This window comes from Actinokineospora sp. UV203 (genome assembly GCF_056323665.1).
Genome location: NZ_CM150484.1, coordinates 2,445,029 through 2,460,919, shown reverse-complemented (window position 1 = coordinate 2,460,919; position 15,891 = coordinate 2,445,029). Strand labels below are relative to the sequence as shown.

Here is a 15,891-nt window from a genome sequence, read left to right as displayed (position 1 = left end):
AAACGCGCAAGAGCCCTGCGCAAAACGTGATAGCCGTACCGATTGACCCTGCCGGGCCGTGCGCTCCGTAAACTCTTGCTAGAGGGAGGTGCGACGTGGTCAGTTCGGACGAACGCAGGCTCGACGTCCTGCGCGCCATCGTCGCCGACTACGTGCACAACCAGGAGCCGGTGGCGTCCAAGGCGATCGTCGACCGGCACAACCTGGGTGTGTCGAGTGCGACCGTGCGCAACGACATGGCCTCACTGGAAGAGGACGGCTACATCACCCAGCCGCACACCAGCGCGGGCCGCATCCCGACCGATAAGGGCTACCGCCTCTTCGTCGACCGCCTCAGCGACGTCAAGCCGCTCAGCGCCGCCGAGCGCCGGGCCATCCAGAGCTTCCTCGAAGGCGCGATCGACCTCGACGACGTCATGCGCCGCAGCGTCCGGCTGCTGGCCCAGCTGACCCGCCAGGTCGCGGTCATCCAGTACCCGACCCTGACCACGTCGACCGTCCGCCACGTCGAGTTGGTGAGCATCACCCCCGCGCGGGTGATGATGGTCCTCATCACCGACACCGGCCGCGTCGACCAGCGCATGGTCGACTTGGGCGACATCGTCGGCGAGGAGTCCGTCGCCCGGCTGCGCACCATCCTCAACTCCACCCTCGCGGGCAAGCGGCTCACCGACGCCGCCGCGAAGGTCGCCGAGCTGCCGGAGTCCGCGCCCAACGACCTGCGCGACTCGCTGACCAGGCTTTCCACCGTGCTGGTCGAGTCCCTGGTGGAGCACCCCGAGGAGCGTCTGGTCCTCGGCGGCACCCCCAACCTGACCCGCAACGCCGCTGACTTCCCGCACTCCCTGCGCCAGGTGCTCGAGGCGCTGGAGGAGCAGGTGGTGGTGCTCAAACTGCTCGCCGCGACCACCGACTCGGGCAGGGTCGTGGTCCGGATCGGCGAGGAGAACGAGGCCGAGGAGATGCGCAGCACCTCCGTGGTTTCCATCGGGTACGGCACTCGTGCGACCCTGCTCGGGGGCATGGGCGTGGTCGGGCCGACTCGGATGGACTACCCCACCAACATCGCCGCCGTCCGCGCGGTGGCGAATTACGTCGGGGACATCCTCGGCCGGTAACGCAAAGCAACGAAGTGATCCCCCGACGTGCTCGGGGCAGGAGGACTGGACAAGGTGGCGAGGGACTACTACGGCGCTCTCGGGGTGCGGCAGGACGCGACCTCGGACGAGATCAAGCGCGCCTACCGCAAGCTGGCGCGCGAGCTGCACCCGGACGTCAACCCGGAGGAGGCCGCGCAGCAGCGCTTCCGTGAGGTCACCGCCGCCTACGAGGTCCTGTCGGACCCGCAGAAGCGCAAGATCGTCGACATGGGCGGCGACCCGCTGTCCAACGGCGGCGGCGGTGGCGGCGGCCACGACCCGTTCGGTGGCGGCTTCGGGCTCGGCGACATCATGGACGCCTTCTTCGGCGCCGCGGGCGCGGGTGGCGGTCGCGGTCCGCGCAGCCGCGTGCAGCCGGGCTCCGACGCCTTGCTCCGCATCCAGATGACGCTCGAGGAGTGCGCCACCGGCGTCAGCCGGGAGATCGCCGTCGAGACAGCCATCCTGTGCGACCTGTGCCGCGGCTCCGGCTGCGCGGCGGGCACCTCACCCACGACCTGCGACACCTGCGGTGGACGCGGCGAGGTCCAGTCCGTGCAGCGCTCGTTCCTCGGCCAGGTCGTCACCGCCCGGGCCTGCCCGGTGTGCCGCGGCCTCGGCGAGGTCATCCCCGACCCGTGCCGCCAGTGCGCGGGGGAGGGCCGCGTCCGCGCGCGCCGCAACATCACCGCGAAGATCCCGCCCGGCGTCGCCGACGGCATGCGCGTGCGGCTCTCCGGCCAGGGCGAGGTCGGCCCCGGCGGCGGCCCCGCGGGCGACCTGTACGTCGAGGTCGAGGAACTGCCCCATGCGACCTTCGAGCGCGCGGGCGCCGATCTGCACTGCACCCTGCGGGTCCCGATGACCACCGCCGCCCTCGGCGCGGTCGTCCCGCTGGAGACCCTCGACGGCCCGCTCGACATCGAACTCGAACCGGGCACCCAGCCCGACACCGAGCTGGTCATGACCGGCCGCGGCCTGCCGCGCCTGCGCTCGACCGGCCGTGTCGACGGCCGGGGCGACCTGCACGTGCACATCGAGGTCGAGGTCCCGACGAAGCTCGACACCCGCCAGACCGAGTTGCTGCGCGAGTTGGCCGAACTGCGCGGCGAAGAGGAGCACACGCTCGCCATCGCGAGCGCGCGCCAGGGCGGACTGTTCTCCCGCCTGCGCCAGCGCCACGCCCGATGACACTGGCGCTGTTCCTCGCCGAGGCACTGCCCTCCGGCCCGTCGTTCACCCTCGACGGCCCGGAGGGCCGCCACGCGGCGGCGGTCCGGCGGCTGCGCGTCGGCGAGGAACTGCTTGTCTCCGACGGCAAAGGATCAGTCGCCCACTGCGTCGTCGAGGTGGCGGGCAAGGACTCGCTCGACTTGACGATCACCCGACGCTGGGCCGAGCCGCGGCCCGCCCCGCGCGTGATCATCGCCCAGGCGCTCGCGAAGGGCGACCGCGGCGAGCTCGCCGTCGAACTCGCGACCGAGGCGGGCGCCGACGCGATCATCCCGTGGCGCGCGTCCCGCTCCATCACCAAATGGGATGACGGACCGCGCGGCGACAAAGCGCTCAACCGGTGGCGCTCTACCGCCCGAGAGGCCGCGAAACAAGCGCGACGCGCCTGGATTCCCGAAGTCACGGACCCGATGTCGGTGCGCGAACTCATCGCGGTGGCAAAGGAGTCCGCGCTCACTCTCGTATTGGAAGCCGGCCGCGCCACCCGAATGGCCGATATCGATCTCCCTTCTTCGGGTGATCTTTTGCTGATCGTCGGGCCGGAGGGCGGGATCACCGACGAGGAGATCAACGCCTTTGAACAGGCAGGTTCCCGAACCGTCCGGCTCGGCCCCTCCGTGCTGCGCACTTCCACGGCGGCCGCGGTAGCTCTAGGCGCTATCGGCGCGCTCACGACACGGTGGCGTTGACCGGCGCGAAGGGTCTACCCTTTCTCCTGCAACGCGATCCGACTTTTCGGACGCCCGCATGACTACCGCCGGACACCTCCCCCCTCGGTCCGGCGGAGCCGCGCGAGGCGGTGAGGCGACCCCCAGGCTTCACCGCCCGCGCGGCATCCTCCACCCGCACCCGGTTCCCATTAATCTGGGCGCATGAATGCGGACTGCCTCTTCTGCAAGATCGTCGCCGGTGAGATCCCGTCGAAGCTCGTCCACGAATCCGAAACCACTTACGCGTTTCGCGACATCAATCCGCAGTCCCGGGTCCACGTGATCGTCGTGCCGCGAACCCACCACGACGACGCCGCAGCACTCGCCGACGACGCCCAGTTGCTCGCCGAGGTGCTGAAAGCCGGCGCCGAGGTGGCCCGGATCGAGGGAATCGACCAGTCCGGATACCGGTTTGTCTTCAACACCGGAGACGATGCCTGCCGCACGGTCTTCCATGCCCACCTGCACGTTCTCGGTGGCGAGCAACTGGCGGGCTTCGGTCGCTGAGCGTGTTTTTCCGGTGCGCCGTGTCGGTGGCTGGGTCTAGCATCGGATCAGACACCGACCCACAGCGCGTGGCGCAGAAGGCAGGACCGAAAGCAACGTGACCGGCACCGATCCCCGACCTTCCGACGCGCCAACTCCACAGCACGACGCCCAGTCGCGGTTCTCCATCCCCGAAGGTGCCGTCCTCGCCCTGCTCGGGTCGCGAGACGAGAACCTCCGCCTCGCGGAGGAACTGCTCGACGCCGACGTCCACGTCCGCGGCAACGAGGTCACGCTGACCGGCGCCCCCGCCGATGTGGCCTTCGCCGAGCGGGTGTTCACCGAACTCGCCACCCTCGCGACCCGCGGCCAGCAGGTCGGCCCGGACACGGTCCGCCGCACCGTCGCCATGCTGTCCGGCGACTCGGCCGAGTCGCCCGCGGACGTGCTGAGCCTCGACATCCTGGCCCGGCGCGGCCGCACCATCCGCCCCAAGACGCTCAACCAGAAGCGCTACGTCGACTCGATCGACGCCAACACCGTCGTGTTCGGCATCGGCCCCGCCGGCACCGGCAAGACCTACCTGGCGATGGCGAAGGCCGTGCAGGCGCTGCAGGCCAAGCAGGTCACCCGGATCATCCTGACCCGCCCGGCGGTCGAGGCGGGGGAGCGGCTCGGCTTCCTGCCCGGCACCCTGTTCGACAAGATCGACCCGTACCTGCGCCCCCTCTACGACGCGCTGCACGACATGATCGAACCGGAGTCGATCCCACGCTTGATGCAGGCGGGCACCATCGAGGTCGCGCCCCTCGCATATATGCGTGGCCGCAGCCTCAATGACGCGTTCATCATCCTTGACGAGGCGCAGAACACCACGCCCGAGCAGATGAAGATGTTCCTGACCCGGCTGGGCTTCGGCTCCAAGATCGTGGTCACCGGCGACATCACCCAGATCGACCTCCCCGGCGGGCAGCGCAGCGGCCTCAAGGTCGTCAAGGAGATCCTCGACGGCGTCGACGACGTGCACTTCGCCCTGCTCACCAGCTCCGACGTGGTCCGCCACAAGCTCGTCGGCGACATCGTCGACGCCTACGAGCGCTGGCAGGTCGTGCAGGACGAAGCCGAGGAAACCCACCGCGGCCCGGTCCGTGCGGGTGGCCGCAGGCAGGGCCGCTGAGCCGACCAGGGACAATGAGCCCGTGAGTATCGAGATCGCCAATGAGTCAGGGGTGGCGGTCGACGAGGCGTCCATCGTCGCGGCGGCCCGCTTCGCCTTGGACCGGATGAACGTCAGCAAGCTGGCGGAGCTGTCGGTGCTGCTCGTGGAGCTGGACGTGATGTCCGACCTGCACGAGCGCTGGATGGACCTGCCCGGCCCGACCGACGTCATGGCATTCCCCATGGACGAGTTGGAGAACGCCCGGCGCCCCGACGCGCCCGAGGTCGGTCCGGCGCTGCTCGGCGACATCGTGCTGTGCCCGGCCTTCGCCAAGGACCAGGCGCGCAAGGCCGGTCACAGCCTGATCGACGAGCTGCACCTGCTGACCGTGCACGGCGTGCTCCACCTGCTCGGCTACGACCACGCGGAGCCCGCGGAGGAGCGTGAGATGTTCACGCTGCAGAAGCGCATCCTCGCCGACTTCCGCACGGCGGCCGCCGAAGCCAAGCGCCGCGCGGCGCAGCGGGTCGAGGACGACAAACTGCTCGGCGCGGTCGGACTCAGCGAGTCGGACAAGACCGGGGAACGCTGAACACCGTGTCAGCCGACTCGGCCGGTCTTCTGGTCATCGCGGTCCTGCTGATCCTCGCGGCGGGCTCTTTCGCCGCCGCCGACGCGGCGCTGTCGGCCGCGTCCAAAGCGCGCGTCGAAGGTCTGCTCCGCATGGGGAAGCGGGGTGCGCGGCAGCTCCTGGCCGTGGTCAACGACCGGCCGCGCCACATCAACCTGCTGCTCCTGCTCCGGCTGAGCTGCGAACTGGCCGCGACCGTCCTGGTGGCCGTGATCTGCCTGCGGTCGATCAGCCCGGGCTGGCTGGCCGGGTTCGTCGCCGCGGTCGGGATGATCGTCGCGTCCTACGTCCTCGTCGGCGTCGGACCACGCACCATCGGCCGCCAGCATCCGTACGGAGTCGGGCTCGTCGCCGCCGGGCCGGTAAGGGCGCTAGCCACTGTCCTCGGACCGTTGACCCGGTTGCTGATCCTCATCGGTAACGCGATCACCCCCGGCAAGGGCTTCCGCGAGGGCCCGTTCTCCTCCGAGGTCGAACTGCGCGAGCTGGTCGACCTGGCCGAGGAACGCGGAGTCGTCGACGCCGACGAACGCGAGATGATCCACTCGGTGTTCGAGTTGCGCGGCACGATCGCCCGCGAGGTCATGGTGCCGCGCACCGAGATGGTGTGGATCGAGCAGACCAAGTCGGTCCGCCAAGCCCTCGCGCTGTCCTTACGCACCGGCTACACACGGCTGCCGGTGATCGGTGAGACCGTCGACGACATCGTCGGCGTGGTCAACCTCAAAGACCTGGTCCGCGCGTCCATGGAGTCGGCCGCGGAACTGCAGAAGACCGCCGACGTGATGAGCGTGGCGGCGTTCGTGCCCGATACCAAGCCTGTCGACGATTTGCTTCGCGAGATGCAGAAGTCCAAGAACCACTTGGCCATCGCGGTCGACGAGTACGGCGGCACCGCGGGACTGCTGACGATCGAGGACATCCTGGAGGAGATCGTCGGCGAGATCACCGACGAGTCCGACACCGACGACCGTCCGCCGGTGGAGCACCTGGAAGACGGCGCCTGCCGGGTCAGCTCCCGGCTTGCCGTGGAAGACCTCGGGGACCTGTTCGGCCTCGAACTCGACGGCCAGGACGTGGAGACCGTCGGCGGTCTGCTCGCCCAGCGACTGGGACGTGTGCCACTGCCCGGTGCGGAGGCGGAGATCGCCGGGCTACGGTTCCGGGCCGAGGGCGGGAAGGACGCGCGCGGCCGGATGCGGATCACCTCGGTGGTCGTGCGGCGCGCGGAGTCCGACGCCGAAGAGGAACGGGAGAGGAGCCCCGAGCGTGGCTGAGCTGGACCCTGAGGACGCCAAGATCGTGACCCTGGCGCGGTCGAGCAGGGCCCGGACCGGTGCCGCCGAGGGCGCCGCCGTCCGCGACACCGACGGCCGGACCTACGCCGCCGCGACAGTGGCGCTGCCGTCGCTCAAGCTGACCGCGCTGCAGGCCGCCGTGGCCGCCGCCGTGTCCAGCGGCGCCGAAGGCCTCGAAGCCGCCGCCGTTGTCACCGAATCGGGTGACGTCGACCCCGACTCGCTGGCCGCCGTGCGCGACCTCAACGCCGACGCACCCGTCTACCGCGCGGACCCGTCCGGCACCGTCGCGCAGTGAGCGCGCTGCGGATCACGGTCTGCCGCGACTGCTGCTGCGGGACGGTCAAGAAGCACCCCACGGTCGACCATGGCTACCAGCTGGCCCGGCTGCGCGTCGTCGCCGCCGAGGTCGGCGCCACGGTCCGGGTCGCCGAGTGCCTCGACACCTGCGAGACGTCCAATGTGGTCGTCGTGCAGGCGAAGGGCGGCAAGCCGGTGTGGCTGGGCTTCGTGCTCAGCGACGAGGCCGTCGACGACATCGAGGAGTGGCTGAAAGCGGGCGGACCTGGGGTGGCGCCGCTGTCGGACACACTTGAGCTGCACCGAATCACACCGCCCGGGCAGCGGAAGGCACAATGATTCGGTGACCAGCAGCACCGAAGGGCATCGATCCGGTTTCGCCTGTTTCGTCGGCAGACCCAACGCGGGCAAGTCCACACTCACCAACGCCCTCGTCGGCAGCAAGGTCGCGATCACCTCCAGCAAGCCGCAGACGACCCGGCACGCCATCCGCGGCATCGTCCACCGTGACGACGCCCAGCTCGTCCTCGTCGACACCCCGGGCCTGCACCGGCCGCGCACGCTGCTCGGCCAGCGGCTCAACGACATCGTCCGCGAGACGTGGTCCGAAGTGGACGTCGTCGGTTTCTGCGTGCCCGCCGACCAGAAGGTCGGCCCCGGCGACAAGTTCATCGCCGCGGAACTGGCGAAGGTGGCCAAGCGGACCCCGATCATCGGCGTGATCACCAAGACCGACCTCGTGTCCCCGGACCAGGTCGTCGAGCAGCTGATCGCGCTGCAGGACGTCATGGAGTTCGCCGAGCTGATCCCGGTCTCGGCGGTCGACGGCTTCCAGGTGCAGACGCTCACCGACCTCCTGGTCGCGCGGCTGCCGGAGGGCCCGCAGCTCTACCCGGGCGGCGAGCTGACCGACGAGCCGGAGGCGACCCTTGTCGCCGAACTGATTCGTGAAGCGGCGCTTGAGGGCGTGCGCGACGAGCTGCCGCACTCCATCGCGGTGACGGTCGACGAGATGATCCCGCGCGAAGGCCGCGACGACATGCTCGACATCCACGCGCTGCTCTATGTGGAACGGCCCAGCCAGAAGGGCATCATCCTGGGCCACCGGGGCGAGCGGCTCAAGGCGGTCGGCTCGACCGCGCGCAAGCACATCGAGGCCCTGCTCGGCACGCGCGTCTACCTCGACCTGCACGTCAAGGTCGCCAAGGACTGGCAGCGCGACCCGAAGCAGCTTCGTCGCCTGGGGTTCTGAGTTGGCCTCAGCACACCGCGCGGACCTCGAACGGGTCGAGATCGGCGAGCTGGGCGAGGTCGCACTCGCGACGGTCGGCGGGCGGTTCGCCGCCCGGCTGATCGACACCGTCGCCGTCGCGGCTCCCGCGGCCATCGCGGCGGCCCTCATCTGGCCGGGGAACGGGCTGCTCGCCGTGCTCCTGATCGCGGCTGTCGGGATCGTCTACGACACCGCGCTCGTGGCGGCGCGGGGGTTCACTCCGGGCAAGGCGCTCCTGCGGCTCAGCGTCGTCGACGCCGAGAAGGGTGCCGCTCCAGGCCTGCTGTCGGCGGGGTTGCGGGCCGTGGGCCACTGGACGTTGCCGGGTGCCGCCGGAATCGTGGCCTACGGGCTGCCGGCGCTCTTCCTCCCCGATGCCGTGGCGGGCGCCGGCGCCCTCGCGGCCGGGTTGCTGGCTGTGGTGAGCCCGCTCTTCGACGAGGGGCGCAGACGCGGCCTGGCGGACCGGGCGGCGGGCACCGTGGTCATGCTGCACCCACGGATCTGACCGGTGTTCGTCCGGTGGGCGGCACTCGGCGCGGGTGTGGCCGCGGGGTGCGCTTACGTGCTCGCCACCGACCCGACGACGCCGGGTGGGCTCGTCTGCCCGTCGAAGTGGGTCGGGCTGTGCTGCCCAGGCTGCGGTGGTCTGCGGATGGTTCACAGCCTGCTCCACGGCAGGGTCCTCGACGCGGTCCACTACAACGCGGTGACCCTGCTGGTGCTGCCGCTGTTCGTCTGGGCGGCGGTTCAGTGGGCCCGGGGCAAGCCGGTGACCTGGCCGCGGTGGGGTCCGCCGGTGCTGATGGGCGTGCTCGCGGCGTGGTTCGTGGCACGGAACCTGCCGTTCGAGCCGTTCAGTCGGCTCTACGTGTGAGAATGTCCCCGTGAGCCTGTATCGCGACACCGGCGTGGTGCTGCGCGTGCAGAAACTCGGTGAAGCCGACCGGATCATCACGCTCATCACGCAGAAGCACGGCAAGGTCCGCGCCGTGGCCAAGGGCGTGCGCCGCACGACCTCGCGGCTCGGCGCCCGGGTCGAGCCGTTCGCGCACGTCGACGTCCAGTTCTACACGGGACGGACCCTCGACGTGATCACCCAGGTGCAGACGCTCGACGCGTTCGGCGCGGGCATCGTCAACGACTACCAGCGCTACACGGCGGCGTGTGTCGTCCTGGAGACCGCCGACCGGATGTCGGCGGAGGAAGGCGAACCTGTCTTCCGGCTGTACCTGCTTGTCGCCGGGGCGCTGCGCGCACTGGCCGACGGCCAACGCGACGCCTCGCTGGTCCTGGACGCGTTCCTGTTGCGCGCCATGGCTTTCGCCGGCTGGTCCCCGGCGATCACCGAATGCGCCCGCTGCGGCGACCCCGGCCCGCACCGCGCGTTCAGCGTGCACGCGGGCGGATCGGTGTGTCCCAAGTGCAAGCCTCCGGGCTCGGCGAGCCCACCGTTCGAGGTGCTGTCCCTCATGGACGCGTTGGCCACGGGCGTCTGGGATATCGCCGAAAGGTCCACGGAGTCATCGCGGCGCGAGGCCAGCGGCCTGGTCGCGGCTTTGCTGCAGTGGCACCTCGAACGCCAACTCCGGTCGCTGCCCCTGGTCGAACGCCGCCGCGTCGAGGAACGCACGCCTGCTCGCGAATCGCCGTAGCGGTCCGGAAGTCCCGTCGGTTGTCCACCCTGCGACCAAGGCCCCGCGCCGTCGGTCAGTAGTGTCATTGCGGTCAATCCGGCGAGTGAAGGAGTTGCGGTGCTGCGACGGCGGCGGGACAGCAGGCGCGAATCGGGACGCCCCGTGGCGCCCCCGGATCCGCACCCCTCCGGCGCCCGCCCACCCGCCATCCCGGCCGAGTTCGTGCCCAAGCACGTCGCGATCGTCATGGACGGCAACGGCCGCTGGGCCAACCAGCGCGGCCTCACCCGCATCGAGGGACACAAGCGCGGCGAGGCGCAGGTCGTCGAGGCGGCGCGCGGCTGCATCGAGATGGGCGTCAAGTGGCTCTCGCTCTACGCCTTCTCCACGGAGAACTGGCGGCGCAGCCCCGAGGAAGTCCGCTTCCTCATGGGGTTCTCCCGCGACGTCATCGGCCGTCGCACCGACGAGCTGGACGAGATGGGTGTCCGCGTCCGCTGGGCGGGCCGCAGGCCGCGGCTGTGGCGCAGCGTCATCACCACGCTGGAGTCCGCGCAGGAGCGCACCAAGGACAACGACGTGCTCAACCTCGCCATGTGCATCAACTACGGCGGCCGCGCCGAGCTCGGTGACGCGGCCCGCGAGATCGCCCGGCTCGCCGCCGCCGGGAAGATCAATCCCGAGAAGGTCGACGAACGCACGATCGGGAAGTACCTCTACCAGCCCGAGATGCCCGACGTCGACCTCTTCATCCGGCCGTCGGGGGAGGAGCGGACGTCGAACTTCCTGCTGTGGCAGTCGGCGTACGCGGAGATGGTGTTCCAGGACGTCCTGTGGCCCGACTTCGACCGCCTCCACCTCTGGCAGGCGATCGAGACCTACGCCCGCCGCGACCGCCGGTTCGGCGCCGCGGCCGACTCGGCCGAGGTGGCCGCCCAGCTCAACCCAGGAGGAGGCGCATGACCAGCGAGGCCGTCACCACCGCTGACCTGCTCACCAAGGCCCGCGAGGCCCTGGAGGGCTACCACGATGTCAATGTCGACGACGACGGCGCGCTGACCTTCCGGCACGGCGACGTGCCCTCGGCCGTGCAGGCGATGCAGCTCGCCGAGGGCCTCACGGTGCTCAGCCTGACCTGCGTGGTCGCCTGGGACCTGCCCGACGAGCCCGCGCTGGCCATCTCCGCGGCTGAACGGGCGGGCCAGGGGCTGTTCGGGACACTCGGCGTGGTCCACACGGACCGGGGGATGGATGTGACCCTCCGTTACGCGTTCCCGGCCGACGGCCTGGGGGTCAGCGCGCTCGGCACCCTGCTCATGCTGGTCGTTTCCACTGCTTCCCAGTTGCGGACCGAGTTGCTGGGAACAGCCAGTGAACAAAGTGCTACGGGGGACTCCCCAACGTGATGCGCATAATGGCATCATTCGCCGCGTGACCACCCCGCACCGCCGGAGCCAGCGCTGATGAGCAAAGAACCGGCTGACAAAGCCGACCCTGTCGAGGCCGTTTCGCCTGCTCAGGACGGCGCCACCGCGCAGTCCGATGCCGAGGCGAAGTCCAGTGTCGCCTTGGCCGACCGAGCCGAGACCAAGACGGCCGACGAGCCCAAGCGCGGCATCACCTCCCTTGAGGTGCTGTGCGGCCTGTTGGTCGTCGCCCTGATCGGGCAGCAGTGGCTGGCGTCCTGGCTCGACGTCCCGGCCATCCAGACCGGCTCGACGATCTTCGTCGCCGTCTGCGTGCAGGCGCTGCCGTTCCTCGTCCTCGGCGTGATGATCAGCGGCGCCATCGCGGCCTTCGTGCCCGCGACGCTGCTCGACAAGATGCTGCCGAAGAAGCAGGCGTTCGCCGTCCCCGTGGCGGGTGTCGCGGGCGTGGCGCTGCCGACGTGTGAGTGCGCCGCCGTCCCGGTGGCGCGCAGGCTCATGCAGCAGGGGGTCCCGACGTCGGTCGCGCTGGCGTTCCTGCTGGCCGCGCCCGCGGTCAACCCGATCGTCCTGGTCGCCACCAGCGTCGCGTTCCCGAACAGCCCGGGCATGGTCGCGGCCCGCTTGGCAGGCTCGCTCGCCACGGCGATCATCATGGGCTGGCTGTGGGCCCGTTTCGGCAAGGCCGAGTGGATCATCGAGCGGGCCCTGCGCAAGCTGCCCGAGCAAGACGGCCGCTCCCGCTGGCGGATGTTCTTCGAGACCTCCCGCGCCGACCTGGTCGACGCGGGCGGCTTCCTGGTCATCGGTGGCTTCACCGCCGCCGTGCTGAACGTCGCGATCCCGCGTGCCTGGGTCAACACGCTCGGCGAGGAGATCATCCTCGGCGTCATCGTGATGGCCTTCCTCGCGGTGCTGCTGGCCCTGTGCAGTGAGGCCGACGCCTTCGTCGCCGCTTCCATCGCGGGCATGCCGCTGCTGCCGAAGCTGGTCTTCCTGGTCGTCGGTCCGGCCATCGACGTGAAGCTGTTCGCCCTGCAGGCGGGCACCTTCGGCAAGTCCTTCGCGATCCGCTTCGCACCCGCCACGTTCATCGTGGCCGTCGCGTGCGCGGTCATCTCAGGCGTGATCTTCCTCGGGGGTGTCGGATGAGGCGCGAAACGCAGAACATCCTGCTGGTCCTGGTCGGCGGTGCGCTGCTGAAGATCTCGTTCACCGGCACCTACCTGCTCTACGTCAAGCCCGCCCACCAGTACTGGCTGATCGCGGGCGGCCTGATCATGGTCGGCCTGGCGGCGGTGTCCATCGGGCGTGACCTGATGTCGGCCCGCGAGCCCGCCCAGCCGGCGGTGAAGCTCAACTTCGGCGCCGACAGCGACGGTGCCGAGCCCAGCCCGGCCCCGGCCGCGCACGATAACCATCTTGGTGACCACGACGACGATCACACCGACGAGCACGGCGACCACCACCACTCCGCGAAGAGCGCGTGGCTGCTGCTGCTCCCGGTGCTGGCGATCTTCCTGGTGGCCCCGCCCGCCCTGGGCGCCGACTCCGTCATGCGCGGCGACAACCGCGCCGCCGCCACCCGCTCGTCGGGCGCAGAGGGCTCCACCACGTTCCCGCCCATCCCCCAGGGCGACGTCGTCTCCCTGGCGATGAGCGACTTCGCCGCCCGCGCGGCCTGGGACTCGGGCAAGTCGCTCGACAACCGGACCGTGCGCCTGACCGGCTTCGTGGTGACCCAGGACGGCGCCACCTACCTGGCCCGCCTGTCCATCGCCTGCTGCGCCGCCGACGCCTTCCCGGTGAAGGTCAAGCTCGACGGCCCGGGCACCGCGGGTCTGGCGAACGACACGTGGCTGGAGGTGACGGGCCGGTTCCAGCCGGGCACCGCCACCAAGGAGACGGACTACGTCCCCTCCATGACGGTGGCGTCCATGGTCCAGATCCCCCAGCCCGAAAACCCGTACGAGGCCTGACGTCAAGCTCACCGGCCCGCCCACCTCGGCGGCCCGGTCAGGCTTGCTAGCGGTGCCTCGCGTCCTGGTCAGCTGTTTGGGCCGGTAGGCACCGCTTGATATTCGATGCCGTGCCTGCTCCAGTCGGCTGGGCAGGTGCGAGCCTCAGGCCTACCGGTGGCCAGTTCCCTGGCCACCGCGGACTTGGCCCAAGCAACGCCGACCGGCTCGCGGCGATCTCCTCGGCGATGTTGGGAATGGCGTGTCCGACAGCCCCCCGCTGGATCGGCGGGCTCGGTGAGGTCTTGCTGGTTGCTCGGCAGTTTGGCGGTGGCGGCCTCGACGTCGTTTTGGTGTCCGATGCCGCGCCTACCTGCCTGCCTTATCGCGTGCGGTGCCGCGCCGTGCGCGCCTCCGAGACGAACCGGCTCGCGGTGTGGTGGGCGGCCAGTTTCTGCCACGGCTCGCGTTGCGCCGCCGCCATGCGGCGCCACAACTCGGCAAGCGCGTGCGCTGCCGCCTCGATGGCCGCGGCGTCGTCCTCCGGGCTGCCGTAGCCACTTTTCATGGTCGCGTACGCCCGTGCCTTCGCGCTTATCAGAACTGCCGAGGCCTGCTGGATTTCCGACCAGAGCGCGCCCGGGGCCTCGCCGCTCACCTCTCGCAGGTGGGACATCGCGGCCAGTCGCCCGCGGGCCTTCTCCCGGATGTCGCCGATGGGACCGCCCGTCTTGGCATCCAGGTAGTACTCGTGCGTGCCCTCGTCGCGCAGCACCGCCAGTGCGAGGTCGATGGCCTCGCCGTCCCACCCGGTCGTGTCCGCGATGAACGCCCGCGCTTCCGCTTCGTGATCCACCGGGCGTTCATACCACTCGCGCGTAGACCCCATTGGGTTTGCCGCGATCCTTGGTTGACCGTCAGACGCAGTTGGCGCAGGTGCCGAAGATCTCGACGGTGTGGCTGACCTGGGAGAAGCCGTTCTCCTCGGCCACGCGGTCAGCCCACCGCTCCACGGCGGGGCCCTCCACCTCGACGGTGTGTCCGCACTCGCGGCACACAAGGTGATGGTGGTGGTGGCTCGAGCACCGGCGGTAGATGGCCTCGCCGGTGTCGGTGCGCAGCACGTCGATCTCACCGGCGTCCGCGAGGGACTGCAGGGTGCGGTAGACGGTGGTCAGGCCGATGCCCTCGCCCCGCTTGCGCAGCTCCTCATGCAGTTCCTGCGCCGAGCGGAAATCGTCGAGCTGGTCGAGTAACTGGGTCACGGCGGTGCGCTGCTTCGTGGAACGCTTGCCGGGGACAGTGGCTGAGGCGCGGTCGGTCGCGGTCACTGCGGGTTGCCTTCCTCCACGTGCGCGACGGCGTCGACGACGATGTGGGACAGGTGCTCGTCCACCAGCCGGTAGACGACCTCACGGCCATGCCGCTCGCCGTAGACGACACCGGCGGACTTCAGCACACGCAGATGCTGGCTGATCAGCGGCTGAGCCACACTCAGCGCGTCCACCAGCTCGTGCACGCAGCGGTCGGCCTCCCGCAACTCCAGCACGATGGCGATCCGCACCGGCGCGGCCAGCGCGCGCAGGAGGTCTCCCGCGGCGGTCAGCGTGGTGGTGGGCCGTCGGTGCGCGGGGGGAACGGCGGGACGGTCAGGGGAGTGCTCGTGCTGCTCGGCGGCTGCCCGCAGCTCGTGCGACGCGGCTTCCGAGGTCACGATCGACGTCCTCATTCCTGCTGCACCGACAGTGGACTCCGCCGGATTTGGTTACCGTGTTCAACATCCTAGGCGGTCACCCTATTTCCTGGTCACGGCGACGTGCGGGCATTGCTCACACCACCGACAACGCCACCGCGACAAGCACCACGAGGACGAGCACCCGCCCGACCCGGTGCCCCGGCGAGAGCGCCTGCCAAGTGGCGGCCAGCAGCACGGCGACCCCCACCGCCAGCAACCCCAGCAGCGCGGCGCCGAGCACCCCGCGGACCAACACGCCCGCGGTGAACAGCCCGATGACCACGAGGAACGCCAGCAGCGGCGGCACCTTCGCCAACGGCCCCTGCCCGGCGATGAGCGGTGCCCGTGTCGACCGACCCTGGCGCAACGGTGCCTCCCGTGTGATCTCGCTCCGAGTGGAACATGCCCCAGCAGCACTCGAACCTGCGGCCAAGAGCTTAGAAGGCGCCCCGCCACACCGCTCCTCTGCCGCTCCCTTGAGAGCCCGCCGATCACAACACGCGATCAGCGCCGCCGTCGTGATTGCCGCCGGTGCCGCCACCAGCGCTCCGCCACCAGCGCCGCCGTAGTCGCCATCACCGCCGCTACCATCACCGCCGCAGCCGCCATCACCCAGCCGCCATCACCCAGCCGCCAACGACGCCGCTGCCATCACCGCCGCGCTGCCGCTGCGGTAGCTTCCGCCGTCGCCGTCGCCGTCGCCGTCGCCGTCGCCGCTTCGACCACCACCACCTCCACCGCTGATCCGCCGCCTGTCGCCCCGGCTGGCCGCGGATCAGCGGACCCATTCCCGCCGTCGAGCGTGGCGCGGAAGCTGTCGAGATGGTCGATGGTGGCCACGGTCGGTCCCGCCGGGTGGGCTACCGTGCGGCGTCCTCGCACCACCGCCCGAAAGGCCGCCCGCC

22 protein-coding genes are annotated in these 15,891 nt (G+C 70.3%); 17 read left to right on the top strand and 5 right to left on the bottom strand.

All coding sequences use genetic code 11. The annotated features are described in order from the left end of the window. Window positions 1–95: 95 nt before the first annotated feature. From hrcA to ACUZ2Y_RS11325, 17 genes are all read left to right on the top strand, one after another. Complete coding sequence (gene hrcA / locus ACUZ2Y_RS11405) at window positions 96–1,118, top strand: heat-inducible transcriptional repressor HrcA (protein WP_476329643.1); 1,023 nt, start codon at window positions 96–98, stop codon at window positions 1,116–1,118. 54 nt (window positions 1,119–1,172) lie between these two features. Further along, window positions 1,173–2,330, top strand: a complete 1,158-nt coding sequence (dnaJ, locus tag ACUZ2Y_RS11400; RefSeq protein WP_476329640.1) for a molecular chaperone DnaJ — start codon at window positions 1,173–1,175, stop codon at window positions 2,328–2,330. Further along, window positions 2,327–3,061: a 16S rRNA (uracil(1498)-N(3))-methyltransferase gene (locus tag ACUZ2Y_RS11395; protein WP_476329638.1), complete on the top strand. Its 735-nt coding sequence runs from the start codon at window positions 2,327–2,329 to the stop codon at window positions 3,059–3,061. Before dnaJ ends, ACUZ2Y_RS11395 begins: the two co-directional genes overlap by 4 nt. A 183-nt stretch (window positions 3,062–3,244) precedes the next feature. Beyond that, on the top strand, window positions 3,245–3,589 hold the full coding sequence (locus tag ACUZ2Y_RS11390; protein WP_476329635.1) for an HIT domain-containing protein: 345 nt from the start codon (window positions 3,245–3,247) through the stop codon (window positions 3,587–3,589). A 97-nt stretch (window positions 3,590–3,686) separates the two neighbouring features. Next, window positions 3,687–4,745, top strand: coding sequence for a PhoH family protein (locus ACUZ2Y_RS11385; protein ID WP_476329632.1), 1,059 nt, complete (start codon window positions 3,687–3,689; stop codon window positions 4,743–4,745). 22 nt (window positions 4,746–4,767) lie between these two features. Continuing rightward, a complete protein-coding gene (ybeY, locus tag ACUZ2Y_RS11380) occupies window positions 4,768–5,319 on the top strand; it encodes an rRNA maturation RNase YbeY (RefSeq protein ID WP_476329629.1) in 552 nt (183 codons plus the stop codon). Window positions 5,320–5,324: 5 nt separating this feature from the next. Continuing rightward, entirely contained in the window at window positions 5,325–6,635 is a 1,311-nt protein-coding gene (locus tag ACUZ2Y_RS11375; RefSeq protein ID WP_476329627.1) for a hemolysin family protein, read from the top strand. After that, complete coding sequence (locus ACUZ2Y_RS11370) at window positions 6,628–6,954, top strand: cytidine deaminase (protein WP_476329624.1); 327 nt, start codon at window positions 6,628–6,630, stop codon at window positions 6,952–6,954. Before ACUZ2Y_RS11375 ends, ACUZ2Y_RS11370 begins: the two co-directional genes overlap by 8 nt. Then, window positions 6,951–7,295, top strand: coding sequence for a (2Fe-2S) ferredoxin domain-containing protein (locus tag ACUZ2Y_RS11365; protein ID WP_476329621.1), 345 nt, complete (start codon window positions 6,951–6,953; stop codon window positions 7,293–7,295). The genes ACUZ2Y_RS11370 and ACUZ2Y_RS11365 overlap by 4 nt, the downstream gene beginning before the upstream one ends. A gap of 4 nt (window positions 7,296–7,299) precedes the next feature. Then, on the top strand, window positions 7,300–8,208 hold the full coding sequence (era, locus tag ACUZ2Y_RS11360) for a GTPase Era (RefSeq protein ID WP_091372200.1): 909 nt from the start codon (window positions 7,300–7,302) through the stop codon (window positions 8,206–8,208). A 1-nt stretch (window position 8,209) separates the two neighbouring features. After that, the gene (locus ACUZ2Y_RS11355) at window positions 8,210–8,737 is read left to right on the top strand and encodes an RDD family protein (RefSeq protein ID WP_476329618.1); all 528 of its coding nucleotides are present in this window, start codon (window positions 8,210–8,212) and stop codon (window positions 8,735–8,737) included. Between the two features lie 3 nt (window positions 8,738–8,740). After that, window positions 8,741–9,106, top strand: coding sequence for a DUF2752 domain-containing protein (locus ACUZ2Y_RS11350; protein WP_476329615.1), 366 nt, complete (start codon window positions 8,741–8,743; stop codon window positions 9,104–9,106). Between the two features lie 10 nt (window positions 9,107–9,116). After that, a complete protein-coding gene (gene recO / locus ACUZ2Y_RS11345; RefSeq protein WP_091372949.1) occupies window positions 9,117–9,884 on the top strand; it encodes a DNA repair protein RecO in 768 nt (255 codons plus the stop codon). Window positions 9,885–9,983: 99 nt separating this feature from the next. Next, window positions 9,984–10,829, top strand: a complete 846-nt coding sequence (locus ACUZ2Y_RS11340; RefSeq protein ID WP_476329612.1) for an isoprenyl transferase — start codon at window positions 9,984–9,986, stop codon at window positions 10,827–10,829. After that, entirely contained in the window at window positions 10,826–11,272 is a 447-nt protein-coding gene (locus ACUZ2Y_RS11335) for a hypothetical protein (protein ID WP_476329609.1), read from the top strand. Before ACUZ2Y_RS11340 ends, ACUZ2Y_RS11335 begins: the two co-directional genes overlap by 4 nt. Before the next feature lie 57 nt (window positions 11,273–11,329). Next, window positions 11,330–12,445: a permease gene (locus ACUZ2Y_RS11330; protein ID WP_476329606.1), complete on the top strand. Its 1,116-nt coding sequence runs from the start codon at window positions 11,330–11,332 to the stop codon at window positions 12,443–12,445. After that, window positions 12,442–13,272, top strand: a complete 831-nt coding sequence (locus ACUZ2Y_RS11325) for a TIGR03943 family putative permease subunit (protein ID WP_476329603.1) — start codon at window positions 12,442–12,444, stop codon at window positions 13,270–13,272. The genes ACUZ2Y_RS11330 and ACUZ2Y_RS11325 overlap by 4 nt, the downstream gene beginning before the upstream one ends. A 361-nt stretch (window positions 13,273–13,633) precedes the next feature. Here the strand turns inward: ACUZ2Y_RS11325 and ACUZ2Y_RS11320 are convergent, their stop codons facing one another. From ACUZ2Y_RS11320 to ACUZ2Y_RS11300, 5 genes are all read right to left on the bottom strand, one after another. Beyond that, complete coding sequence (locus tag ACUZ2Y_RS11320; RefSeq protein WP_476329600.1) at window positions 13,634–14,107, bottom strand: hypothetical protein; 474 nt, start codon at window positions 14,105–14,107, stop codon at window positions 13,634–13,636. A gap of 61 nt (window positions 14,108–14,168) precedes the next feature. Next, window positions 14,169–14,582, bottom strand: a complete 414-nt coding sequence (locus tag ACUZ2Y_RS11315; RefSeq protein ID WP_187222573.1) for a Fur family transcriptional regulator — start codon at window positions 14,580–14,582, stop codon at window positions 14,169–14,171. After that, entirely contained in the window at window positions 14,579–14,980 is a 402-nt protein-coding gene (locus ACUZ2Y_RS11310) for an ArsR/SmtB family transcription factor (RefSeq protein ID WP_476329595.1), read from the bottom strand. Before ACUZ2Y_RS11310 ends, ACUZ2Y_RS11315 begins: the two co-directional genes overlap by 4 nt. Window positions 14,981–15,080: 100 nt before the next feature. Beyond that, window positions 15,081–15,353 (bottom strand): DUF6703 family protein, encoded by a 273-nt coding sequence (locus tag ACUZ2Y_RS11305; RefSeq protein WP_476329592.1) that lies wholly within the window; start codon window positions 15,351–15,353, stop codon window positions 15,081–15,083. 284 nt (window positions 15,354–15,637) lie between these two features. Next, entirely contained in the window at window positions 15,638–15,826 is a 189-nt protein-coding gene (locus ACUZ2Y_RS11300) for a hypothetical protein (RefSeq protein ID WP_476329590.1), read from the bottom strand. Window positions 15,827–15,891: the final 65 nt, after the last annotated feature.

Bases quoted from the DNA above. Each gene is read 5' to 3' on its own strand.
- ACUZ2Y_RS11395 (WP_476329638.1), top strand. From the start codon at position 2,327: ATGACACTGGCGCTGTTCCTCGCCGAGGCACTGCCCTCCGGCCCGTCG.
- ACUZ2Y_RS11390 (WP_476329635.1), top strand. From the start codon at position 3,245: ATGAATGCGGACTGCCTCTTCTGCAAGATCGTCGCCGGTGAGATCCCG.
- ACUZ2Y_RS11335 (WP_476329609.1), top strand. From the start codon at position 10,826: ATGACCAGCGAGGCCGTCACCACCGCTGACCTGCTCACCAAGGCCCGC.
- ACUZ2Y_RS11330 (WP_476329606.1), top strand. From the start codon at position 11,330: ATGAGCAAAGAACCGGCTGACAAAGCCGACCCTGTCGAGGCCGTTTCG.
- ACUZ2Y_RS11325 (WP_476329603.1), top strand. From the start codon at position 12,442: ATGAGGCGCGAAACGCAGAACATCCTGCTGGTCCTGGTCGGCGGTGCG.
- ACUZ2Y_RS11310 (WP_476329595.1), bottom strand. From the start codon at position 14,980: ATGAGGACGTCGATCGTGACCTCGGAAGCCGCGTCGCACGAGCTGCGG.